This is a genomic window from Limnohabitans sp. (assembly GCF_044373035.1).
Classification (GTDB): Bacteria; Pseudomonadota; Gammaproteobacteria; order Burkholderiales; family Burkholderiaceae_C; genus Limnohabitans_A.
Map to the genome: position 1 here is coordinate 1 of NZ_JBILQU010000028.1, position 22,988 is coordinate 22,988.

The following is a 22,988-nucleotide window of genomic DNA, read 5'->3' on the forward strand; positions in this document are numbered from 1 at the left end:
CCAATTTGTTTCATGCGCTTTTTACCGGCTTTCTGCTTCTCGAGCAGCTTGCGTTTGCGCGAAATGTCGCCGCCGTAGCACTTGGCCAGCACGTTCTTGCGCAAGGCCTTGATGCTTTCACGGGCAATGATGTTGGCCCCAATGGCCGCCTGAATGGCCACGTCAAACATCTGGCGGCTGATGATCTCACGCATCTTGGCCACCACCGCACGTCCACGGTACTGTGATTGTGAGCGGTGCACGATGATGGACAAGGCATCGACCTTCTCGCCGTTGAGCAAGATATCGACCTTCACGACATCAGAGGCCCGGAACTCCTTGAACTCGTAGTCCATCGAGGCATAACCCCGACTGACCGATTTGAGCTTGTCAAAGAAGTCCAAAACGATTTCGCCCAAAGGCATCTCGTAGGTCAACATGACCTGACGGCCATGGTAGGCCATGTTGAGCTGCACACCCCGCTTCAAGTTGGCCAGCGTCATCACCGGGCCCACATAGTCTTGCGGCATGTAAAGGTGAACCGTGACGATGGGCTCGCGGATTTCTTGCAGCTTGCCTTGGTCGGGCATCTTGGAGGGGTTTTCCACCATGACGACTTCGCCACCCGGCTGGACCACTTGGTACACCACGCTGGGCGCGGTGGTGATCAGGTCTTGGTCAAACTCACGCTCGAGGCGTTCTTGCACGATTTCCATGTGCAACAAGCCCAGAAAGCCGCAACGAAAGCCAAAGCCAAGCGCCTGCGAGACTTCGGGCTCGTAATGCAAAGACGCATCGTTGAGCTTGAGCTTTTCCAGCGCATCGCGCAGGCCGTCGTATTGGTTGGCCTCGGTGGGGTACAAACCGGCGAACACTTGAGGCTGGATTTCCTTGAAGCCTGGCAAGGCTTCGGTGGCTGGCCCCATGTTATTGGGCAGCTTTTTTTCCAGAGTGACGGTGTCGCCCACTTTGGCTGCCTGCAACTCTTTGATGCCCGCGATGATGTAACCCACCTCGCCCGCTTTGAGCGCTTCACGCGGCTGGTTGGCAGGGGTGAACACCCCCAAGCTGCCCGCTTCGTAAACCGCGTTGCTGGCCATCATGCGGATGCGCTCGTTTTTGAGCAACTGGCCATCGACCACGCGCACCAACATGACAACGCCCACATAGGTATCGAACCAGCTGTCGATGATCATGGCGCGCAGCGGCGCATCCGGGTTGCCCTTGGGCGGCGGAATGCGGGCCACCACAGCTTCGAGGATTTCTTCGATGCCCATGCCGGTCTTGGCCGAGCAAGGAATCGCATCGGTCGCGTCGATGCCGATCACATCTTCAATTTCGGTGCGTGCGTTTTCGGGATCTGCATTGGGCAGGTCCATCTTGTTGAGCACAGGCACCACCTCCACACCCAAGTCGAGCGCGGTGTAGCAGTTGGCCACGGTCTGCGCTTCCACGCCCTGGCTGGCATCGACCACCAGCAAAGCGCCTTCGCAGGCCGACAACGAGCGGCTCACTTCATAGGAGAAGTCCACATGACCCGGCGTGTCGATCAGGTTGAGGTTGTACACCTGACCATCCATGGCTTTGTATTGCAGCGCCGCCGTTTGCGCCTTGATGGTGATGCCGCGCTCTTTTTCGATGTCCATCGAGTCCAAAACCTGCGCTTGCATGTCGCGCGCATCCAAGCCACCACAGTGTTGAATCAAGCGATCGGCCAGCGTGGATTTGCCATGGTCGATGTGGGCAATGATCGAAAAATTTCTGATGTGATTCATCAAGCAAGTTCTGCAAGTGTTTGTGGATCAACGATCCGGAAAAGAAAAAAGGGCGCGTCTGGTGGTGACGCGCCCTGAACCAACAATCAATGGCAACTGCGATAGTTGGGAGTTCATTGTAGGCAAATTGGCCCAATCGCACAGCCCCGCTACCGGGTTGGGCAGGTCGTTGCTGCTATGCAACATGAAACTTATCAACAACTTATCCACAATCGAGGCTGCAAGCGGGTGAACAACTTGTGGGCTGTCTGTGGATCATCGGTGGACACATGCGGCAAATCCCGCATGGTGAATCTAGACCTGCTCTATATGCCATGAATGGCGGTTCAAGACGGATTATTTTATCCAAATTCGGCATGAGACCTCAAATATGTTAGCGAATACAAACTTTACAAATATTTTCGACCGCTGCCCCGCTCTCCTAAAAAATGACGTTTGGACCCAACAACCCCAAAACCACAGGGGTTTCAGGGTTGCCAGGCTTGCAAACCATCAAGGAGCAGGCCGAATCAGCACGTACTGCGCCCCATCACCCCGGCGAATCAGAACACTGACCGGCCGGGTCTTGTCAATGCGCGACATCAGCGATTCAAACACCTGCACCGAGCTGACGTCGGTGTTGGCCACGGCCAAGATCAGGTCGCCCTCGCGAATGCCTGCCCGTGCTGCTGCTTCCACTGCGGCGTCGACCCGCACACCAGCACGAACACGCGCTTCTTTCTTTTGGGCCTCGCTCAAGTCACTCAAGCTCAGGCCCAAGTGGGCGATCTTGACCGGCGGGGCTTTTTTCTCGGGTGCAGCCGTAGCCACTTTTTCTGGCTCGATTTCGGCCACCGTGACCTTCAGGTCCTGGGTTGCGCCTCGGCGGAACACCGTCAGCGCCACTTGGCTTCCGGGTTTCGTGTTGCCCACCGCGCGCGGCAAATCAGCGGGTTTTTCAATCGGCTTGCCATCAAAACGGGTGATGATGTCACCCGCCTCGATACCCGCTTTTTCGGCAGGCGAACCTTCTTCCACGCCGCGCACCAACACGCCTTGCGCTTTGCCCAAACCAATGGACTCGGCCACCTCTTTGGTCACTGGCGCAATTTGAACCCCAATGCGGCCGCGACTGACCCGGCCCGAGGACCTCAGCTGCTCACTGACCCGCATGGCCTCGTCCATGGGAATGGCAAACGAGATGCCCATGAAGCCCCCCGAGCGGGAGTAAATCTGGCTGTTGATGCCCACCACTTCACCGCGCATGTTGATCAACGGGCCACCCGAGTTGCCGGGGTTGATCGCCACATCGGTCTGAATAAAGGGCAAGTAGTCACCGGTATCGCGCTGCTTGGCGCTGACAATACCCGCCGTGACGGTATTCTCCAGGCCAAAGGGCGAACCGATGGCCATGACCCACTCGCCCACACGCAGGCGGCTGACATCGCCCACCTTGACTGCGGGCAGACCCGTGGCCTGGATTTTCACAACCGCCACATCGGTGCGCTTGTCGGCACCCACAATGCGCGCCTTGAATTCACGTTTGTCGGTCAGGGTCACCATCACCTCATCGGCACCCTCAACCACATGGGCGTTGGTCATGATGTAACCGTCAGCACTCAAGATGAAGCCCGAGCCCACGCCCCGGGGTTGGGCTTCTTGCTCGGGCCGGTTTTGCCGTGGACTCTGGCGGGGTGCGTTGGGCATGGGCACGCCAAAAAAGCGGCGGAACAGCTCCTGCATTTCTTCGTCCTGCCCACCAGCACCGGGCGTGCTGGGGCGCGCTTTTTCAAGGGTTCGGATGTTCACCACCGAGGGCCCAACCTGCTCCACCAAATCGGTGAAGTCGGGCAAGCCACGCACCACGGCAGCCGGGGCTTGCGCCAAGGCTGCAGATGTGGACACCATGACCCATCCTGTCAGCAGTGCAGTGACCATGCAGGCCGATGCGGCCGTCCTCGTCCATTTATTGTTCAGCACAAAAAGCCTCCTTGTTTAGGTCTAAACCATATTTCAGCGCTATGACACATGCGGGTGAAAGCGGACATTTCAAGCCACCTCAAACACCCTCTTGCGATCTCCCGTCAGACAGCGCCATCGTCTTCGGGCGCGAATATACAGCGCATCTAAATCCGTGCCACTTTGAGGGCATCGCGCCCGACTGTAACCAGGCGCTGGTCCGCAGACCCTGCGCACGGCCTCGCTCATCCAGTGGCTGGACCCACAACAACAGGCCTTGGCCGGTGTCTAGGCCCACCGAGACGGCTACGGCCTGGGTCGAGTCGACCGTGTCTGCATCGGCTTGCCAAAACCAGGCTTCGCCGCTCCAGCCCAAACGCCCATGGGTGAGGGCTTGCCTGGGAGCCCAAAGCGCAGCGGACAAAGCGCATGTGGCCCACATCAACCAACCGGCCCACAACTTGGGGCCTGAGACCAGCGTTTGAATTTGCCAGTTGACCATGCCCACGGCCGAAAGCCCGCAGATGGCCAACAGAAAAATGCGGCCTACAGCAAAACGCCCCACCGGGTAAACCACAGGCGGGGCGTTGACCATGGCTTGAAAATTGCCCGATGAACTGTCAGAGGCGTTTGAACACCAAAGAGCCGTTGGTGCCGCCAAATCCGAAGTTGTTTTTCAGGGCCACATCGATTTTGAGGTCGCGCGCGGTGTTGGCGCAGTAGTCCAGATCGCACTCCGGGTCGGGGTTGACCAGGTTGATGGTAGGCGGCACTTTTTGGTGGTGCAGCGCCAACACGGTGAACACGCTTTCGATGCCGCCCGCGCCCCCCAACAGGTGACCGGTCATGGACTTGGTGGAGCTGACCACGGTTTTGTAGGCGTGGTCGCCCAACGCCGCCTTGATGGCCTGGGTTTCGTTGATGTCACCCAGCGGCGTGGAGGTGCCGTGGGCGTTCAGATAGTCAATCTGGTCGGCATGGATACCGGCATTGCGCATGGCGTTGACCATGGCGCGGCGGGGGCCGTCCATGCTGGGCGCGGTCATGTGACCCGCGTCAGCACTCATGCCATAACCCGACAGCTCAGCGTAAATTTTTGCTCCTCGGGCTTTGGCGTGTTCGTACTCTTCGAGCACCATGACACCCGCGCCTTCGCCCAGCACAAAACCATCTCGGTCTTTGTCCCAAGGACGGGAGGCTGCGGTAGGATCGTCGTTGCGGGTCGACAAGGCGCGCATGGCGGCAAAGCCACCCACACCCAGTGGGGACACGGTGCCTTCAGAACCGCCTGCGATCATCACGTCGGCATCGCCGTATTCGATCAAGCGACCAGCTTCGCCAATGCTGTGCAAACCGGTGGTGCAAGCTGTGACCACGGCCAGATTCGGGCCTTTGTAGCCATGGCGCATCGACACATGGCCGGAAATCATGTTGATGATCGAGGCCGGTACAAAAAATGGGGAGATGCGGCGCGGGCCTCGCGCCACGTACTCGATGTGGGTGTCTTCGATCAGCGGCAAGCCGCCAATGCCCGAACCGATCACGACCCCGGTGCGGCAAGCCTCTTCTTCACCCAGCGCGTCGCCTGATGGCAAACCGGCGTCTTGAATTGCCTGAGCCGCTGCAGCAATGCCGTAATGGATGAATCGGTCCATCGTCCGCGCCTCTTTGGCGGAGATGTAGGAGTCGAGGTCAAAATTCTTGACTTCACCCACGATCCGGCAAGACATCGCCGAAGCGTCAAATCGGGTGATGGGGCCAATGCCGGACTGGCCGGCAAGCAGGTTGGACCATGCCTCAGACACCGTGTTGCCCACGGGGCTAACGCATCCCAAACCCGTGACTACAACGCGGCGCCGGGTCATCGTCGATCAGGCCTTCTTGCTTTGGGCGTAGTCGATCGCAGCTTGCACCGTGGTGATTTTTTCTGCGTCTTCGTCAGGAATTTCGATGCCGAACTCGTCTTCGAGTGCCATCACCAGTTCCACCGTGTCCAGGGAGTCGGCACCCAGATCGGCCACGAAGGCTTTTTCGTTGGTGACTTGTGACTCTTCAACGCCGAGTTGCTCAGCAATGATTTTCTTGACACGTGCTTCGATATCGCTCATGGGGTCCCTCTGAGGGTTGTGAAAAATGAAGATTTTACCCGTCCGCAAGGCGGTTTCGCCAAACGGCCAGTGAATCAGGCCATGAACATGCCACCATTGACATGCAATTCTTGTCCGGTGACGTAGCCAGCATGCGTTCCGGCCAAATAGGCCACGGCATGCGCAATGTCATCGGGTTGGCCCAGATGGCCCAGAGGAATCTGGCCCAACAAGGCTTTTTGTTGCGCCTCGGGCAGTTTGGCGGTCATGTCGGTTTCAATGAAACCAGGGGCCACACAGTTGACGGTGATGCCCCGACTACCCAACTCGCGGGCCAGCGCGCGGGTCATGCCCGCGACACCCGCCTTGGCAGCGGCGTAATTGGCTTGACCTGGATTGCCCGATGCGCCCACCACGCTGGTGATGCTGATGATGCGGCCATAGCGCTGCTTCATCATGGGGCGCATCACGGCTCGGCTCATGCGGAAAACTGCCCTGAGGTTGGTGTCGAGCACCGCATCCCAATCGTCGTCCTTCATGCGCATGGCCAAGGAGTCGCGGGTGATGCCCGCGTTGTTGACCAGCACCTGCAAGCCGCCGTGCTCTTGGACGATGGCGTCGATCAGGGCAACGCCAGCGTCGGCATCGTTCACGTTCAGATTGGCACCCCGGCTGCCAGGGAAAGCCGACAGGGCCTGGCTGATCTTGGCAGCACCGTCATCGCTGGTGGCGGTGCCAATGACCACAAAACCTTGCTGGGCCAGATGCAGGGCAATCGATGCCCCAATGCCACGAGATGCACCTGTCACCAGTGCAATTTGCTTTTGAGTGTCGCTCATGCGAGGAATCCTTTCACTTCGGCCAAGGTGGCGGGGTCGTATACCGCCACACCGTTCAATTCAGCGTCGATGCGCTTGGTCATGCCTGCCAGCACTTTGCCTGGGCCGCACTCGACCAGGGTGCTCACGCCACGGGCCTTGATGGCCTGAACGCATTCGACCCAGCGCACCGGACCAAAGGCCTGACGGTACAGCGCATCGCGGATGCGGTCGGGGTCTGTTTCGATGGCCACGTCGATGTTGTTGAGCACCGGGATCTGCGGCACACCCAAGGCCAAGGTGGCCAATTTTTCGCGCAGCTTTTCAGCTGCAGGCTTCATCAAACTCGAGTGAAAAGGGGCCGACACGGGCAAGATCAGCGCGCGCTTGGCACCCATGCCTTTGAGCACTTCGCAGGCTTTGTCCACGGCGGCTTTGCTGCCGGCGATCACGGTTTGCGCCGCGTCGTTGAAGTTCGCAGCTTGCACCACTTCGGCGCTGCCTGCCGGGAAAGTGGCTTGCGCCTCCTGGCAGCCGGCAATGACTTTGTCTGAGGCCAAACCCAAAATAGCGGCCATGGCCCCGACGCCCACGGGCACAGCTTCTTGCATGGCAGCGGCGCGAAGGCGCACCAAGGGGGCCGCTTGCGCCAGTGTCAACACACACGAAGCCACCAGGGCGCTGTACTCGCCCAATGAGTGACCGGCCACCACCGACGGCTTGGCGCCACCTTCTGCCAGCCAAGCACGGTAAGCCGCCACCGCCGACACCAGCATCACCGGTTGGGTGTTGGTGGTCATGGCCAATGCTTCTTTGGGGCCTTCATGGATCAGTTGGGCGATGTCTTCGCCCAAGGCGTCAGACGCTTCTTGGAGGGTTTCGAGCACCACAGGGTGGTCGCCCCAGGCGTCCAACATGCCCACCGATTGGGAGCCCTGACCGGGAAAAACAAAAGCAAATGAGGTCATGTTCAAATTTTGGGTATCTGTTAAGAATCCGAGAAAGTGAAATGGGGCATGCCGTGCATCACTGACCCGGGTCTGACAAAGCCATCAATAACGCAAGAGGACTGAGCCCCAAGTGAAGCCGCCACCCACGCCTTCGAGCATGAGGGTCTGGCCACGCTGGATGCGCCCGTCGCGCACGGCGCTGTCCAGCGCCAGCGGAATCGAGGCGGCCGAGGTGTTGCCATGCTGATCGACCGTCACCACCACCTTGTCAGCGTCCATCTTGAGCTTTTTGGCAGTGCTTTGCATGATGCGGATGTTGGCTTGGTGCGGGATCAGCCAGTCGATGTCGGCTTCGGTCAAGTGGGCCTTGGCCAAGCTGGCGCGAGCGGTTTCGTCCAGCACGCCCACCGCGAGTTTGAACACGGCCTGGCCGTCCATCTTGAGCACGGGATCGCCCAAAATGCCGCCCCGGTTGACGTGCCCCGGTACGCACAAAATGTCTTTGTACTTGCCATCAGCGTGCAAATCGGTCGCCAAAATACCGGGCAGTTCAGACGCTTCAAGCACGACCGCGCCTGCACCGTCACCGAACAACACACAAGTGGTTCTGTCTTTGAAGTCCAGGATGCGGCTGAAAATTTCTGCGCCAATGACCAGCGCCCGTTTCGCTGATCCGGTCTGGATCATGGCGTCAGCCACCGTCAGCGCATAAATGAAGCCACTGCATACGGCCTGGACGTCAAACGCAGGGCAACCTGCTGCGCCCAGTTTGTGCTGAACCATGGTCGCCACCGAAGGGAACACCATGTCGGGTGTGGACGTGCCCACAATGATCAGGTCGATGTCGCTCGCTGACAAGCCGGCAGCATCCAAAGCTTTGCGGGCGGCTTGTGTGGCCAGATCGCTGCAGCCTTGCTCGTCGGCTGCGAAATGCCGGGCACGTATACCCGTGCGCTCAACAATCCAGTCGTCGGAAGTTTCAACCCCTTGCAAGGCCAACTCTGCGGCCAGGTCGGCGTTGCTCAGGCGTTTTTCAGGCAGGTAGCTGCCGGTGCCAATGATGCGTGAATAAATTCTCATAGGGGTGTGACCACTGGTTCTGCCCGCTCGGCCTGCACACCCATCAACAAAGGAGCGGCATGGGCGATGCGCTCACGAACGCGGTCCAGCAATTGGTTTCGGCCTGCATCATAAGCCCGGTTCAGGGCAGTCTCGAAAGCGATCTCGTCTGCCGATCCGTGGCTCTTGAACACCAGGCCTCGCAAACCCAGCAAGGCTGCGCCGTTGTATCGGCGGTGGTCGACGCGCTTTTTAAATGCAAATAGCACCGGATAAGCCAAAATCGCAACTATTTTGGTGAAAATGTTGCGAGAAAACTCATTTTTCAAAAAACCACCGATCATGGTGGCCAGGCCTTCGCTCGCCTTCAGCGCCACGTTGCCTACAAAGCCATCGCAAACCACAATGTCCACAGTGCCCTTGAAAATGTCGTTGCCTTCAACATTGCCATGAAAATTCAAATCCCCGGAGTTACCTGCAGAACGCAGCAATTCGCCTGTTTTTTTGATGACTTCATTGCCTTTGATGGCCTCTTCGCCAATGTTGAGCAAGCCGACCGAAGGTTGATCCTTGTTTTGCAGCACAGAGACCAAGGCTGAGCCCATGACGGCAAATTGGAGCAAATGCTCGGGCGTGCAATCCACATTAGCGCCCAAATCGAGCATGGTGGTTCCGCCGCCCTTGAAGTTGGGCATCTGCCCCGCGATGGCTGGACGGTCAATGCCGTCCATGGTTTTGAGCACGTACCGGGCAATGGCCATCAAGGCGCCCGTGTTGCCCGCCGAGACAGCGGCTGCAGCCTTGCCATCGCGAACCTGCTCAATGGCCACACGCATGGAGGAGTCTTTTTTCTTGCGCAAAGCCACTTCGAGCGAGTCGTCCGACTCCACCACTTCGGTGGCCCCCACCACCTCGGCTCGGGGATCGGCAAAACCAGCGAGTTCATCTGCCCGGCCCACCAGCAAGAGGCGGGCATCCGAGTGTGTTGACAGAAAACGTCGACAGGCCGCCAGCGTGACGCGGGGGCCGTGGTCGCCGCCCATGCAATCGACAGCCAGAGTGATCGGGGTGGGCGAGGTCATGGAATCCTTGGGCTGAAAACCGGGCAATGCAAAGCAAAAGCCACAAAAACAAAAGCCCGAGGCCACTCAAAAAAGTAGCGCCGGGCCTCTTGAGGCTTAGGGGCTGAAGCCGATCAATCTTCTGACTTGTTCTTCAGCACTTGGCGGCCACGGTAGAAACCGTTGGGGCTGATGTGGTGACGCAGGTGTGTTTCGCCTGTTGTGGGTTCAACCGCAATGCCTGGCACATTCAGTGCATTGTGCGAACGGTGCATTCCGCGCTTGGAAGGCGATTTTTTATTTTGCTGAACGGCCATGATGGCTCCTTGAAAGCTTGTGGAGGCCGCGCCAATGAAAACGCAGCTTCTGGTTGATGAGAGTGTCACCCGTAAGTACTGGGCGAAGCCGTGGAGTATAACCCAAGCTGGGCCTGATGGGATTCAGACTGATGACCTCATCAAGTGGACTTGTCTGTTTTTAGACCCGCAAGAACCCCAAAGGGGTTGGGTCGCTGCGCTGCATTTTCAAATTCAGGGTCCGCAACAGACATTGGCATCGCTTCGGGGCACTCCTCGTGCAAAGGCACCAGGGGCAAGGACAAAATCAATTCATCTTCGATCAATGCCAGCGCGTCAAAGTCGTGGCTGATCACCAAAATGTCTTCTTCAGCCTCATCGTCCAGCGCCGTCGCTGTGGCTTCATCGGCGACAAAACGGAAACTTCGTTCGGCCTGCACCGTCTCCAGCACCGGCTTCAGGCAGCGCTGGCATTGCAGGGGCAAATTCACCAGCGCTTTCAAATCCAGCCAGATCTGGTCAGCGCCGCCCGATTGTGGGACCGATCGACCTTGCAGTTGCCAAGTCACCGGCCCCGATGGCATGTCACTGCCGAACAATTCCTGCGCCAATCGCGGCCAATCGGCCAGCACGCCTTGCCCATTCAGACTGAGTGAGTCGCGGGCAAAAGTCACCACAGCCAGGTGTTGGGGGTTCAATTTTTTTTCCATGGCTGCAGTGTAAGAGAATCACCCATCTGAATTTCACCAGGGCCAGCGCTTTGACCTCGATCTTGACCCCCTCTGCCCCCCCCGACCGCCCAGTGGTGCTGGGCTCAAGCTCGCGTTACCGGCGTGAGCTGCTCGAGCGCCTGCGGATCCCATTCTCAGTGAGCGCGCCCGATGTGGACGAAACACCCCAGCCGGGGGAAGCGCCTCAGGCCTTGGCCCTGCGGCTGGCCCTGGCCAAAGCCCGGGCCGTAGCAGCTTTGCACCCCGAGGCGGTGGTGATTGGCTCGGACCAGGTGGCCGATTTAGCGGGCCAACCCCTGGGCAAGCCAGGCAAACACGCGCGTGCCGTGGCGCAGCTGCGCCAGATGCGCGGCCAGACGGTGATCTTTCAAACCGCGCTGGCCGTGGTCTGCCTGGCCACAGGCTTTGAAGAAGTGGACTTGGCTGAGGTCCGCGTGGTGTTTCGCGATCTCAGCAACGAAGAGATCGAGGCGTATTTGCAAGCCGAACAACCCTACGACTGCGCAGGCAGCGCCAAAAGCGAGGGTTTGGGGATTGCGTTGCTGGAATCCATCGACAACGACGACCCGACTGCCCTGGTTGGGTTGCCGCTGATCCGCACCGCGCGTTTGCTGCGCCAAGCCGGGGTGAAACTGCTGTGAACGCGCCCAAATCACTCAAAGGTCGCCTGTTTTTAGTGCCCACGCCACTGGACTTCGGCTGCACCGAGCAAGCCCCCATCACCGATGTGCTGCCCACCCGCACGCTGGCCACCGCCGCAAGCATCCAGCATTGGGTCTGCGAGAACGCCAAGAGCACCCGCGCCTTCCTCAAGCGCGTGGGTCAAACGCATCCGCTGATCGCCCCCCTGCCCGAACAAAGCATCACCGAATTACCCCGCCATGTGCACAAAAAAGGCGACCACCAATCGGGCTTTGACGGCAAACCGCTGCTGGCCGCCGCCTTGCAAGGGCACGATGTGGGACTGGTGAGCGAAGCGGGCATGCCCGCCGTGGCGGACCCGGGCAGTTCGGTGGTGCGGGCTGCACACGATCTGGGCTTAGCCGTGGTGCCTATGGTCGGACCAGTGTCTTTGCTCTTGGCCTTATCCGCCAGCGGCCTCAATGGCCAGAACTTCGCCTTTGTGGGTTACTTGCCTCAAGACGCGGCCGAGCGAGCTGCCCGCCTGAAACAACTGGAGTCGTTGGCGCTCAAAACCGGGCAAACCCAGTTGTGGATCGAAACCCCTTACCGCAACGCGGCCATGCTGGGCGGCCTGCTGCAGAGCCTGAACGCCAATACGCGCTTGGCCATATCAAGCGGCTTGACGCTGCCTTGCGCGCATATTCAGAGCCACACCGTCGCGCAATGGAAAAAGGGCCTGAAGGGCCCTGATGGACACACGCCCGCGGTTTACGCCATCGGGCCGTAAAGCCCCGGAGGGCCTGGCGGCTCAGCGCAAACCAGTGCTGTTGCGCAGGGCGCGGACCGAGCCCTCGCCTACCGCCGCGCCAAAGCGCTTGACCAAACGCTCGGCCACGTTTTCACGCTGCGTGTAATCAATCACATCTGGCGCCTTGACCACTTCACGGGCAACCCCGTCCAGGCTGCCCAAGCTGTCGGCCAAACCCAGGTCCACCGCCTGCTGGCCACTCCAAAACAAGCCACTGAACATCTCCGGGGTTTCTTTTAAGCGATCACCTCGGCCTTTCTTCACCACCTCAATGAACTGCGAGTGAATTTGGTCCAGCATCGCTTGGGCGTGCTTGCGCTGAGGCTCGGTTTGTGGGCTGAACGGGTCCAGAAAACCCTTATTGGCACCCGCCGTCATCAAGCGACGCTCCACGCCCAACTTGTTCATGAGATCAGTGAACCCGAATCCGTCCATCAGCACACCAATGCTGCCCACAATGCTGGCTTTGTCGACATAGATTTGGTCTGCCGCCGCCGCAATGTAGTAGGCGGCTGACGCGCAGGACTCTTCCACCACAGCATAGATGGGTTTGTTGTGCAAAGCCCGCAAACGAACAATCTCATCGTTGATCAGGCCCGCCTGAACCGGACTTCCACCGGGAGAATTGATGAGCAAAACCAACGCCTTGGAGCCTGAATCTTCCAGAGCCAAGCGCATGGAGGACATCACGTTTTCGGCACTCGCTTCGGTTTCAGAACCAATTTCTCCCACGATGGAAACCATGGCCGTGTGCGGCAAGCTCGGGTTGATGGTGGTCGACCTGTAACTGAACAGCTGCCAAAAAACCACGACCAAAAGTACCAACCAAGCCAAGCGTATGCCCACCTTCCAGCGGCGGGCGGTTTTCTGTTCATCCAAATTGGCAAAGGCCAAGCGCTCCAAAGTCTGGCGCTCCCACCCCACATCGGTGCTCGATGTGACTTTGGCTGTTTCTTGGGAGGCTGAGGCGGACGCGTGGTCTTGGGGGTCTTGCATGTTCAAAATTCAAGGGTTTTCAAGTTGTAGGCAGTATGCCAGTGAACCACGCCGTCCAGCTCTGAAAGGTCTATTTTGACCAGTCCACCCCGGCAGGGGCCGCCCGAACACGCGCCAGTATGCGGTTGGTACGTGGCGCCGTGCGTGGCACACATGAGCCACCGTCCCGTGTCGTCATAAAACCGGTCGGGCTGGTAGTCCATCTCCATCGCCACATGGGTACAGCGGTTCAGGTAGGCATGCACCTGGTCTTGGTAACGGATGGCAAAAGCTCGGCAAGTCTGCCCGGCATACACGATGTCAAAAGGCACAGCTCGCCCACCATTGACCAGGTCGGCGCTGTTGCACAAAGGGACCATGGACTCCATCTGCGATCCTTGTTTCAAGCGTGTTGCAACAACCAGTCATGCAAATCACGCACGCTGTGGGCCACGTGGCGCGGTTGAAGCACATGAAAGGCCTCGGGCTCGTGGGCCCCATAACTCACGCCCACACTGGCACACCCAGCATTCAGCGCCATCTGAAGGTCGTGCGTGGTGTCGCCAATCATCAAGGTGCGCTCGGGCTCTGCGCCGAACTCGCGCATCAACTCGTGCAGCATCAAGGGGTTGGGTTTGCCCGCTGTCTCATCGGCCGTACGCGAGCCATCGAACACGCCGCGCAACTCGACCGCCTGCAAGGACTCGTTCAGGCCATGGCGACTTTTGCCGGTGGCCACCGTCAGCCAGTGGTGCCGCGCCTTGAGGGCGTCCAACAAATCCAGCACACCTTCAAACAGGCTGATGTCATTTTGGTGCTGCAAGTAATGGTGGCGGTAACGCTCCCCCAAAGCCGGGTATTTGTCCTGGGGCACATCGGGCGCGGCATGGGCCAGCGCGGGCAAGAGCGACAAGCCGATCACATAAGAAGCGGCTTCGCGGGTGGGCTCTTGCCCGCCCACATCCACCACGGCGCGCTGGATGCAACGGGTGATCAAGGCGGTAGAGTCGAACAGCGTGCCATCCCAATCAAAAGCGATCAGGTCAAACTGGCGGGGTTTGGTGTGGGGCATGGTCGATGTAGGCTTTCAATTCAGGGGGTAAATCGGCTTGCAAGGCCACACGCTCGTCCGTCACCGGATGGTTGAACTGCAAGCGCCAGGCGTGCAAAAACATGCGTTTGAGACCCACACGGGCCCCGGGTTTGAGCAACTGGCGATTCCACTCGAAATCACCGTATTTGTCATCCCCCGCAATCGGGTGTCCTTGCGAAGCCAGGTGCACCCGGATCTGGTGGGTGCGCCCGGTCTTGATGGTCACCTCCAGCAGCGTGGCGCCCTGCAGGCGCTGCGCCACCTTGACCAGGGTGATCGACCGCATGCCGTCAGGGTCTTCGGCTGTGGTCACCCGAACGCGGCGCTCACCGTCGGGCAAAAGAAATTTATGCAAAGGCTCGTCAATCACCTTCACTTTGTCTGGCCAGTCGCCCTTGACCAGCGCCAAATAGGTCTTGCCAGTCTCGCGCTCACGAAACTGTTCTTGCAGGTGCTTTAAGGCGCTGCGCTTTTTGGCCACCAGCAAAATGCCGCTGGTGTCGCGGTCCAATCGGTGCACCAGCTCCAGCAACTTGGCCTCTGGGCGCGCCCGGCGCAATTGCTCGATCACCCCAAAGCTCACGCCAGATCCTCCGTGAACAGCCACCCCGGCAGGCTTGTCGATGGCCATCAGGCTGTCGTCTTCCAGCAGCAGGGGAAATTCGCGCCCTGGCGCCGGGCGCTCAGCTTTTTCTGCCACCTTGTCGGACACGCGCACAGGCGGCAGACGCACCTCGTCGCCGTTTTGGACCCGCGTATCAGCATCAGCGCGGCCCTTGTTGATGCGCACCTCACCGCTGCGGATGATGCGGTAGACGTGGGTTTTAGGCACGCCCTTCAAGTGACGCATCAAAAAGTTGTCCAATCGCTGGCCAGCCGACTCTTCGTCCACCAACAACCATTTGACGGCGGGCGTCGCAGCAGCGGACTTGACCCCTATAATGTGATTCACTGGCAATTGGCTGTAAGTGGTTGATTCAAATGGAAATGAATTCCTGTAGAGCTGGAGTTTAGTCCACCACCACCGCACCAAACCAGATGGTCGATGCCACCCCCGGCACGATTTGCAGACTGAAGGCCAACGCCAACAGTGGCAAAACGCCCCGGAGGTTGGGCCGACGCCCAGAAACCCAGATACGGAATACCCCAAGTTCAGCAGCCCCATGGGCTGTTGGGCGGATCAAAGCGAGATGGTTGTGTTGTTCGGAACTTTGCTGATGTACTTGGAGCGGCTCACGAAGCCATGCCCCATCGTCATGCTTGGTGCCCGGCAGTTTGTCTTGGACACTGCGGGAATCCCCCGGCCGTGGACGAATCTGTGCACGCCTTTTGCCTCGCCCCATCCACGCGCCACGATCCCCATTCCTGTGTTCGCGCACAGCTGAATGGCGGTCAACCTCGGCAATTCCCTTCGTTTCAGGCGTCAGCTCCGGCAACGTGGGCTTTGAGATTTCCAAAAATCCAAAGCCGGTTGTGTAAACAGGTTCCATACAGCGGACATTTTTCTGCAATGGGGCCAAGCTGACAAGAGAAGGAACGCATCATGAAACGGATGCTGATCAACGCCACGCAAGCTGAAGAGCGCCGCCTGGCCATCGTCGACGGACAAAAACTCCTCGACTACGAAATCGAAATCGAAGGCCGCGAACAGCGCAAGGGCAACATTTACCAAGCGGTGGTGACTCGGGTCGAGCCTTCACTCGAAGCCTGCTTTGTGGACTATGGCGAAGACCGTCACGGCTTTTTGCCGTTCAAGGAAATCTCACGCCAATACTTTGCTGAAGGCGTGTCCGTCAGCCAAGCGCGCATCCAGGACGTCATCAAAGAAGGTCAATCCCTCTTGGTGCAGGTCGAAAAAGAAGAGCGTGGCAACAAAGGCGCGGCACTGACCACTTTCGTCAGCCTGGCGGGCCGCTATGTGGTGCTCATGCCCAACAACCCACGCGGTGGCGGTGTCAGCCGCCGCATCGAGGGCGACGACCGCGCCGAACTCAAAGAGGCGATGGACCAGCTGGAGTATCCCAAGGGCATGTCCATCATTGCCCGCACCGCAGGCATTGGCCGCTCTGCGCCCGAACTGCAGTGGGACCTGAATTACCTGCTCAAACTTTGGACGGCCATTGACGGCGCCACCCAAGGCAAAGGCGCTTTCCTCATTTACCAAGAATCCTCGCTGGTCATTCGCGCGATTCGTGACTATTTCAACAACGACATCGGCGACATCCTGATCGACACCGACGACATCTACGACCAGGCTCAGCAGTTCATGAGCCATGTGATGCCCGAGTTCGCACCCCGCGTGAAGCGCTACCGCGACGACGCGCCACTCTTCAGCCGCTTTCAGATCGAGCACCAGATCGAATCGGCCTATGCCCGCACGGTGCAGCTGCCGTCTGGCGGCGCCATCGTGATTGACCATACCGAAGCCCTGGTGTCGGTGGACGTGAACTCGGCCCGTGCCATCAAGGGCGGCGACATCGAAGAAACCGCCACCCGCACCAACCTGGAAGCCGCCGACGAAGTGGCACGCCAGATGCGCCTGCGTGATTTGGGCGGCTTGATCGTCATCGACTTCATCGACATGGACGAGTCGAAAAACCGCCGCGATGTGGAAAACCGCCTGCGCGACGCCCTGCGCCAAGACCGCGCCCGCGTGCAATTCGGCTCGATCAGCAAGTTCGGCCTGCTGGAAATGAGCCGCCAGCGCTTGAAGCCTGCTTTGAGCGAAGGTGCCTCGATCCCTTGCCCACGTTGCGGCGGCGCTGGCCACATTCGTGACACCGAAAGCTCGGCGCTGCAGATCCTGCGCATCATCCAGGAAGAATCCATGAAGGACAACAGCGCGGCTGTGCACGCGCAAGTGCCCGTCGAAGTGGCGTCTTTCCTGCTCAATGAAAAGCGCTCCGAGATCGCCAAGATCGAATTGCAGCAACGCATCAACGTGCTGCTGGTGCCCAACAAGTCGCTGGAAACGCCGCACTACAAGCTCGAGCGCCTAAAGCACGACGATCCGCGCCTGGACCGCATCGAAGCCAGCTACAAGATGGCCGAAGAGATCGAAGACGCCACCACCGTGACGCGCCGTTCGCAAGAACCCACCAACAAGCAAACACCCGTCATCAAGGGTGTGCTGCCCGACGCCCCCGCGCCGATCGCCACCGCCAAGCCAGAGGCACCCGTGGCAGCAGCCAAGCCCACGGCCAAAGCCGCAGCACCGGTGGCTGCTCCTGCAGCTGCAGCTTCGGGTGGCTTTTTTGGTTGGTTGAAAAACCTGTTCGGTGGCGCTGCCGCCGAGCCCGTGGCCGCACCTGTGGTCAAGCAAGAAGAGAAAGCCCGCGAAGGCCGCCGTGACGGCGAGCGCCGTGATGGCCGCCGTGGTGGTCGCGATGGCCGCCGAGGCGAGCGAAGCGAAGGCGCGGCCGGCGAAGTCCGCGCTCCACGCGAGGGTGGACGCCGTGGTGAAGGCCGAATCGAAGGCCGTGAAGGCGAAGCCCGCCCCCCACGCGGCGAGCGATCAGAGCGTGGTGAACGCGGTGAGCGCAGCGAGCGCCCAAGCGGTGATCGCCCTGCCCGTGAAGGCCGTCGTGATGGCCGTTCGAGCCCACGCGGTGACAACCTGGCTGAAGGCCAGCGCACCGACAGCCTGAACGAAGGCCGCAGCGATGCCCAGCCCGAGTTGAATGCCGATGGCAGCGAAGTGCGCCAAGAACGCGCCCCACGCGAGGCCCGTGATAGCCGCCGTGAACGTGGCGAACGCGGGAGTGAACGCGCAAGTGAAGGACGCCGTGAACGTGGCGAACGCACTGAGCGCCGCCCAAGCGATGCCACCGATGGCCAAGCGTCTGAAACGGCATTGGGCGCAGATCAAAACGCTGATGCCAATGTGGCAAACGATGGTGCCAGCCCAGCCGAAAACAGTGAGCGCCGTGAACGCCGCTCGCGCGACCGCTACGGCCGTGACCGCCGCGAACGTGCTGGCGAAACACGTCAGGACTCTGCAGACGATCAAGCCCCTGGCGATGACACCGCCGAGCCCAACCGTCAAAGTACAGAAGTCCTAACCGATGACCGCCCAGCCCCACGTTCTTATTTCGAGCGGGCCCAGCAAGCTGCAGCCACTGCGGCACCGGATCACACGGCACAAGCACCTCAAGCCACTGAAGAAGCTGCACCTGTTGCATCGTCGCAAGTGGCAACCGCAGTGCCTGCCCAGGCTCCTATGGCCGCTGCGCCATCCGCGTCCACAGCCGCTGCGGTCGACGTCAACACGGCGAAGACGGCCCCCGTCAGCGCACCCCAGACCGAAGCCGCCAGCACCGCCTTGCCTGCTGTGGCCAGCTACACGCTGCCCTTGGACAGGCTGCAGCAAGTCGCACAAAATTCGGGGCTGGTGTGGGTGAACTCGGACAGCGACAAAATCGCCGCCGTGCAAGCCGCCATAGCAGCCGAGCCCACAGCCGTGCGCGTGCCACGCGAGCGTCCACCTGCCGTGGTGGTGAATGAAGGCCCTCTGGTGCTGGTCGAAACACGCAAAGACCTGAACGCACTCAAAGTGCCATTCTGATCTCCAACCAGGCAAGTAAGTGCTAAAAAAACCGGGCTCAGACCCGGTTTTTTTATGCCTGTTCGGACTTCAGTCCATTGACACCCTTGCCGCTTCCTTCCAGGCAGCGGCCGCCTCCACAGGATCCTGGCGCTGCTCTGCCAATTCAGCCAAGGCGATCCAGGCTTTGCGCTGGAGCATGGGAGTTTTCAGGTTTTTAACCGCCTGACCCAGCAGGTTTTGGGCCTTGCCCCAGAGGCGCTGGCGCAGGCACAGCATGCCAGCCAAGTATTGCAGATGTGCGGCCCTCGGCCGCGACTGTTGAGCGCTTTCCATCCGGGACAACCAGACTAAGGCGTCCTCGGCTTCTAAGTCGGGCAAGCAAGCCTCCAAGGCCTGAACCATGCGAAGCAGCTGCGCATCTGACCAGATCGAAGGGGTGGCTTGCATGGGAATCCACAGGTCTTGCAGCCAAATTCGGGCTGTGGCGGCAGGGCCGCCGAGCTGCAACCAACGCAAGGCAGCCTCGGCCGCCACCAGAGGCATCAACCTTTGACCAGGGGACAGGCTTTTCCAGACGCGCAGCAAGGCATCGGCATCGTGTGTCTGGGCCAACAATTCCAAAATGAGGCGGGTCACCAGACTTTCGGCTGCCTCCGGAGAAAACGCACGGTGCTTGGCCAGCAAACTGGCGGTTTCCAAGGCCTGCACTGGCTGACCGGCCAATCGGGCCGCCTTGAGCTGCAGCCGCATGGCCGCCATGCGCCGACCCACTGCGGGGGGCAAGGCACGGAGTTGCTCCAGACTGGCCTTGGCATCACGGTCGTCGAGCGACCACTTGGCAGCGCGCAGCTGCACGCCCTCCAGCAAGGTTTGGCGCTCGGCCCCAGAGCTCGCTTGCACCTGAGCCAGGGCCTGGTCTAGGTGCTGTTGCCTTTGGGCCTTGTCCTGCAAAGCATGGCTGGCCTCAGCGGCCATGATATGGGCCAGCGTGCGCAAAGACACCGCATGGTCCAGCACCACACCCGAGGCCTGCAACAGAGTTTCTTTGGAAAGTGTCTGCTCGGCGGCCTTGTGTGCCCGCAAGTACCGCCCAGCCATCAAGTGGCCCATCGAATCGAGCAAAGCCGCGTGGCTGGCCCGCTCCTTTTGCTGCAGCCGCCAGCGTTGCGCGCGTTTAGGCAAAGCCATAAAGGCTTCGAGTGCACGCTGTGCCAAGACCACCAACAGCACCACCGACAAGACGACCAGGAACGCAAGGTTCAGTGAAACGTCTATCCGATGCGGAAACAAAAACAAGGTTACCGTCCCCTGGTTGTTGCCCGCCAACCAGGCCCCTGCAGCCGCCAAGGCGAACAAGGTAATCAACCACAAGGCAGCGCGCATGGGGTTTACCTTCCTGCCGCAGCGGTGTTCAACGCAGTCAGCGACGCTTCGATGCGCGGCAACTCGGCCGTGCGCACCTGCTCGCTGGTTTGTTCCAGCAACTGCAGCAATTGGCTGGTTCGCCGCGATTGGGGCTCAGCGTAGCGACGCACCAGCACGGCAGCGGCCCCCAAGTCATTGCGCACGCCCTCTTTTTGCCGCGCCAACAAGCCCAAGCGTGCATTGAGCAATTTGAGTTTGAGGTTTTCACGCAAGAAGAAAGCCTGCTCGGGCGAGAGCAAAGCCGCTTCGGGTGACTCAATACTGCTGACCCGCACCAAACCCTTGATCTGGTCGCCCATGCGGGTCAGGATGGACATCCACCAGGTGGGCGGCGTTTGCGCTCCCGAGACGTCTTCCTGCTGACGGATCTGGCTTTGCGAGGCACGTGCGGTGTTGGCCAGTGTCAAACCCTCCACCAAGGCGACCCCATCGTCGAGTTTGGACATCAAACCGGGTATGTCAAGGGCGGGCAGGTTTTTGAGGCGCTCCAGGTCATTTTCCAAGGCCCGCGACACGGGCGTCAGGCGCGGCTGGGCAGCACGCTGCACTCGTTTTTGGGCCGACTGCAAGGCCGCCAACAAAGGCTCGGTACTGCCCGTCATCTGGGCTTGCTGTTGGGCGATGCGCAGGGCAGACTCGATGTCCACCACCAAGGTTTCATCACGCGAGCGCGACAAGCTTTGCATCAGATCTTCGAGTTGGGTGCGCTGCAAGGCCACCTCGGACAGGCGAGCCTCCATGAGCGAGACGCGGGCGGTGCTGTCTTGAACGGTTTCTTGTGCCTGCTTTGCCCAGGTCTTGGCCTCCAGCGCCTGCAAACCCGTGTCGGCGCTTTGGCGGGCCAGTTGTTCCTGGATGCGCGAGAGCTTTTGCCACAGCAGCATCGACACCGCCAAGGCGATCACCGCCACTGCCCCCACCACCGCCAAAAGCCAGCGGGAGGGATGCGCAGTGGGCACGGCCCTGGCCGATTCAGGCGCAGGCACAGCTTGGGGTTCGCCGCCGATCACAGCGTCAGTTGGGGTGGTCATGTGAGCGATTTTATCGACTGGGCTTGTGAGTCAACGCCCGCAGGCACCAGATCCACCCGCCCACAGCCCAACTGTTGCAGCCGCTGGGCAATGCGCGGGTGCGTGGCCAAGGCCCAGGCCTGTGACAAAGGCAGGTCTGGGCAGGCCTGCAAGAGATGCTGCGCCGCCTCGGAACTGCTGAAGAGCCAAGCACTGCCATCGCCCACGGCCTGCCGTGCCAAACTTTGTTGTACAGGGGTCAACACGGGGGCCTGACGCACATAGGCCACAGCTTGCAAAACCTGCAGGCCCGCGTTTTCAAGTTGCAGCGCCAGCCAGTCGCGCCCGGCAAGTTGCCCCCGGGCATCGGCGCCGCGCACGATCAACACCGAAGGTTTGGACGGGGCCCATGCAGAGGCCACCGCCGCCTGCACCCGCTGCGCCACCAAGGCCCACAGGGCTTCCGAATCGAAGTGGGGTGCGTCTTCATGGGGCGAATCGATCAGGCCCTCAGGCCAACCCGCCGCCAGCAAAGCAGCTCGGGTGCCAGGGCCGGTCGACCAAGCGCGGCAGCTGGGCATCGGCAAGCCCACAGGACGGGCCGCCATGAAAAAACGCACCGCATTGGCGCTGACAAACATCAGGGCCAAATGACCGGGGACCGCCTGCCAGGCTTGCGCCAGCGCCAATGGCTCGGGCAATGCGGCAATTTCGATCAGGGGCAAGGCCTCGCAAGGCACACCCCGGGCCTGCAAAGCGTCGGCCCAGGCCTGGGCCTCACGCCCGGGTCGGGTCACGATCACCCGCCAAGGGGCAGCGGAAACAGAAGTGGCAGACGCCAGCGCCATGTCTGCGCCAGCGCTCAACGCGCTCCGCCGTCACGCAAGGCTTGGGCCACGCGCAGGCCCAGTGCCTCGGCGGCCTGCAGGCCATCGGCACTGGCTTGCGCATGGGCCGTGACCAAGGTGGTCGCACCTTCCGGGTCGCCCCAGGCCGCTTGCAACTTGAGCACGTCACCCTCAATGGTGGCATGCGCCGCCAAAGGCATGGAGCAACTGCCGCCCATGGCGCGGCTCACCGCCCGCTCGGCCGCCACACGCCGCCACGACGGCGCATCGGCCAACTGCGCCAGCAAGGCGCGCAAGTCGGCCCGGTCACTGCGGATCTCGATGCCCAATGCGCCCTGCCCTGCGGCGGGCAGCATTTGCTCGGTTTCAAAAATGTGGCGAATCCGCTCGCTCATCGCCAGACGCTTGAGGCCCGCAGCCGCCAGCACAATGCCCGCGTACTGGCCTTCGTCGAGTTTGCGCAGGCGCGTGTCCAGGTTGCCGCGAAGGGGCTCGATTTTCAGGTCGGGGCGCAGCGCGCGCAGCAACACCGTGCGGCGCAAGCTGGAGGTGCCGACCACAGCGCCCTGGGGCAGATCTTCCAGGCGGGCGTATTGCGGGGAAACCCAAGCATCACGCGGGTCTTCGCGTTCCATCACGCAGGCCAACTCAAAGCCCTCGGGCATGTCCATGGGCACGTCTTTGAGCGAATGCACCGCGATGTCGGCATGCCCCTCTTGCAGCGCCACTTCGAGTTCCTTGACAAACAGGCCTTTGCCACCGACCTTGGACAAGCTGCGGTCCAGAATTTGGTCTCCCTGGGTGGTCATGCCCAACAATGAGACCCTGCAACCGAGCCCCTCAAGCAAGGATTTGACATGTTCGGCTTGCCACAAAGCCAATCGGCTCTCTCGGGTGGCAATGACGATGGCGGGCTGTGCAGTCTCGGTCACGGCAGGGTTCCTGAAAAAATTTTGACCCCATCA

23 protein-coding genes are annotated in these 22,988 nt (G+C 60.4%); 3 read left to right on the forward strand and 20 right to left on the reverse strand.

Features of this window, described 5'->3' with window-relative positions:
* The 11 genes from lepA to ACIQ47_RS06350 form a co-directional block, all read right to left on the reverse strand.
* The coding region (lepA, locus tag ACIQ47_RS06300) for a translation elongation factor 4 (protein WP_396437332.1) at positions 1-1,754 on the reverse strand (1,754 nt) is incomplete at its 3' end.
* Between the two features lie 492 nt (positions 1,755-2,246).
* Positions 2,247-3,641, reverse strand: a complete 1,395-nt coding sequence (locus tag ACIQ47_RS06305) for a DegQ family serine endoprotease (protein WP_396437356.1) — start codon at positions 3,639-3,641, stop codon at positions 2,247-2,249.
* Positions 3,642-3,792: 151 nt separating this feature from the next.
* Positions 3,793-4,287, reverse strand: a complete 495-nt coding sequence (locus ACIQ47_RS06310; RefSeq protein WP_396437333.1) for a hypothetical protein — start codon at positions 4,285-4,287, stop codon at positions 3,793-3,795.
* A gap of 25 nt (positions 4,288-4,312) precedes the next feature.
* On the reverse strand, positions 4,313-5,557 hold the full coding sequence (fabF, locus tag ACIQ47_RS06315) for a beta-ketoacyl-ACP synthase II (protein ID WP_396437334.1): 1,245 nt from the start codon (positions 5,555-5,557) through the stop codon (positions 4,313-4,315).
* A gap of 6 nt (positions 5,558-5,563) precedes the next feature.
* Positions 5,564-5,800 (reverse strand): acyl carrier protein, encoded by a 237-nt coding sequence (gene acpP, locus ACIQ47_RS06320; protein WP_019427049.1) that lies wholly within the window; start codon positions 5,798-5,800, stop codon positions 5,564-5,566.
* 74 nt (positions 5,801-5,874) lie between these two features.
* Positions 5,875-6,618 carry a 3-oxoacyl-ACP reductase FabG gene (fabG, locus tag ACIQ47_RS06325; protein ID WP_396437335.1) on the reverse strand — a complete coding sequence of 248 codons (744 nt, stop codon included), beginning with the start codon at positions 6,616-6,618 and terminating at the stop codon, positions 5,875-5,877.
* Complete coding sequence (fabD, locus tag ACIQ47_RS06330; RefSeq protein WP_396437336.1) at positions 6,615-7,565, reverse strand: ACP S-malonyltransferase; 951 nt, start codon at positions 7,563-7,565, stop codon at positions 6,615-6,617. Before fabD ends, fabG begins: the two co-directional genes overlap by 4 nt.
* An 84-nt stretch (positions 7,566-7,649) precedes the next feature.
* Positions 7,650-8,627: a beta-ketoacyl-ACP synthase III gene (locus ACIQ47_RS06335; protein ID WP_396437337.1), complete on the reverse strand. Its 978-nt coding sequence runs from the start codon at positions 8,625-8,627 to the stop codon at positions 7,650-7,652.
* The gene (plsX, locus tag ACIQ47_RS06340) at positions 8,624-9,688 is read right to left on the reverse strand and encodes a phosphate acyltransferase PlsX (protein ID WP_396437338.1); all 1,065 of its coding nucleotides are present in this window, start codon (positions 9,686-9,688) and stop codon (positions 8,624-8,626) included. The genes ACIQ47_RS06335 and plsX overlap by 4 nt, the downstream gene beginning before the upstream one ends.
* Positions 9,689-9,801: 113 nt before the next feature.
* Positions 9,802-9,984, reverse strand: coding sequence for a 50S ribosomal protein L32 (gene rpmF / locus ACIQ47_RS06345; RefSeq protein WP_396437339.1), 183 nt, complete (start codon positions 9,982-9,984; stop codon positions 9,802-9,804).
* A gap of 140 nt (positions 9,985-10,124) precedes the next feature.
* Positions 10,125-10,673 carry a YceD family protein gene (locus tag ACIQ47_RS06350; RefSeq protein WP_396437340.1) on the reverse strand — a complete coding sequence of 183 codons (549 nt, stop codon included), beginning with the start codon at positions 10,671-10,673 and terminating at the stop codon, positions 10,125-10,127.
* Between the two features lie 62 nt (positions 10,674-10,735).
* On the opposite strand from ACIQ47_RS06350, the gene ACIQ47_RS06355 reads away from it, so the two are divergent.
* Together ACIQ47_RS06355 and ACIQ47_RS06360 are read left to right on the forward strand one after the other, a co-directional pair.
* Complete coding sequence (locus ACIQ47_RS06355; protein ID WP_396437341.1) at positions 10,736-11,335, forward strand: Maf family nucleotide pyrophosphatase; 600 nt, start codon at positions 10,736-10,738, stop codon at positions 11,333-11,335.
* Positions 11,332-12,105, forward strand: a complete 774-nt coding sequence (locus ACIQ47_RS06360) for an SAM-dependent methyltransferase (protein ID WP_396437342.1) — start codon at positions 11,332-11,334, stop codon at positions 12,103-12,105. The genes ACIQ47_RS06355 and ACIQ47_RS06360 overlap by 4 nt, the downstream gene beginning before the upstream one ends.
* Before the next feature lie 21 nt (positions 12,106-12,126).
* Here ACIQ47_RS06360 and ACIQ47_RS06365 read toward each other — a convergent pair whose 3' ends face one another.
* Genes ACIQ47_RS06365 through ACIQ47_RS06385 form a run of 5 tightly spaced genes read right to left on the reverse strand, consistent with a single transcriptional unit; the run spans position 12,127 to position 15,684 of the window.
* Entirely contained in the window at positions 12,127-13,122 is a 996-nt protein-coding gene (locus ACIQ47_RS06365; RefSeq protein ID WP_396437343.1) for a S49 family peptidase, read from the reverse strand.
* Between the two features lie 2 nt (positions 13,123-13,124).
* Positions 13,125-13,490 carry a Rieske (2Fe-2S) protein gene (locus ACIQ47_RS06370; protein ID WP_396437344.1) on the reverse strand — a complete coding sequence of 122 codons (366 nt, stop codon included), beginning with the start codon at positions 13,488-13,490 and terminating at the stop codon, positions 13,125-13,127.
* A gap of 14 nt (positions 13,491-13,504) precedes the next feature.
* A complete protein-coding gene (locus tag ACIQ47_RS06375) occupies positions 13,505-14,173 on the reverse strand; it encodes an HAD family hydrolase (RefSeq protein ID WP_396437345.1) in 669 nt (222 codons plus the stop codon).
* Positions 14,145-15,146, reverse strand: a complete 1,002-nt coding sequence (locus ACIQ47_RS06380) for an RluA family pseudouridine synthase (protein WP_396437357.1) — start codon at positions 15,144-15,146, stop codon at positions 14,145-14,147. The genes ACIQ47_RS06375 and ACIQ47_RS06380 overlap by 29 nt, the downstream gene beginning before the upstream one ends.
* A 58-nt stretch (positions 15,147-15,204) precedes the next feature.
* Entirely contained in the window at positions 15,205-15,684 is a 480-nt protein-coding gene (locus ACIQ47_RS06385; RefSeq protein ID WP_396437346.1) for a hypothetical protein, read from the reverse strand.
* A 53-nt stretch (positions 15,685-15,737) separates the two neighbouring features.
* Here ACIQ47_RS06385 and ACIQ47_RS06390 point away from each other — a divergent pair, with 53 nt between their 5' ends.
* Positions 15,738-18,758, forward strand: coding sequence for an Rne/Rng family ribonuclease (locus ACIQ47_RS06390; protein WP_396437347.1), 3,021 nt, complete (start codon positions 15,738-15,740; stop codon positions 18,756-18,758).
* Between the two features lie 69 nt (positions 18,759-18,827).
* Here ACIQ47_RS06390 and ACIQ47_RS06395 read toward each other — a convergent pair whose 3' ends face one another.
* From ACIQ47_RS06395 to hemC, 4 genes are read right to left on the reverse strand one after another with little or no spacing between them, the layout of a single operon-like run.
* Complete coding sequence (locus ACIQ47_RS06395) at positions 18,828-20,123, reverse strand: heme biosynthesis HemY N-terminal domain-containing protein (protein ID WP_396437348.1); 1,296 nt, start codon at positions 20,121-20,123, stop codon at positions 18,828-18,830.
* Between the two features lie 5 nt (positions 20,124-20,128).
* Positions 20,129-21,196 (reverse strand): uroporphyrinogen-III C-methyltransferase, encoded by a 1,068-nt coding sequence (locus ACIQ47_RS06400; protein WP_396437349.1) that lies wholly within the window; start codon positions 21,194-21,196, stop codon positions 20,129-20,131.
* Positions 21,193-22,023 (reverse strand): uroporphyrinogen-III synthase, encoded by an 831-nt coding sequence (locus ACIQ47_RS06405; protein ID WP_396437350.1) that lies wholly within the window; start codon positions 22,021-22,023, stop codon positions 21,193-21,195. Before ACIQ47_RS06405 ends, ACIQ47_RS06400 begins: the two co-directional genes overlap by 4 nt.
* Positions 22,024-22,037: 14 nt before the next feature.
* Positions 22,038-22,955 carry a hydroxymethylbilane synthase gene (gene hemC, locus ACIQ47_RS06410; protein WP_396437351.1) on the reverse strand — a complete coding sequence of 306 codons (918 nt, stop codon included), beginning with the start codon at positions 22,953-22,955 and terminating at the stop codon, positions 22,038-22,040.
* Between the last annotated feature and the right edge of the window lie 33 nt (positions 22,956-22,988).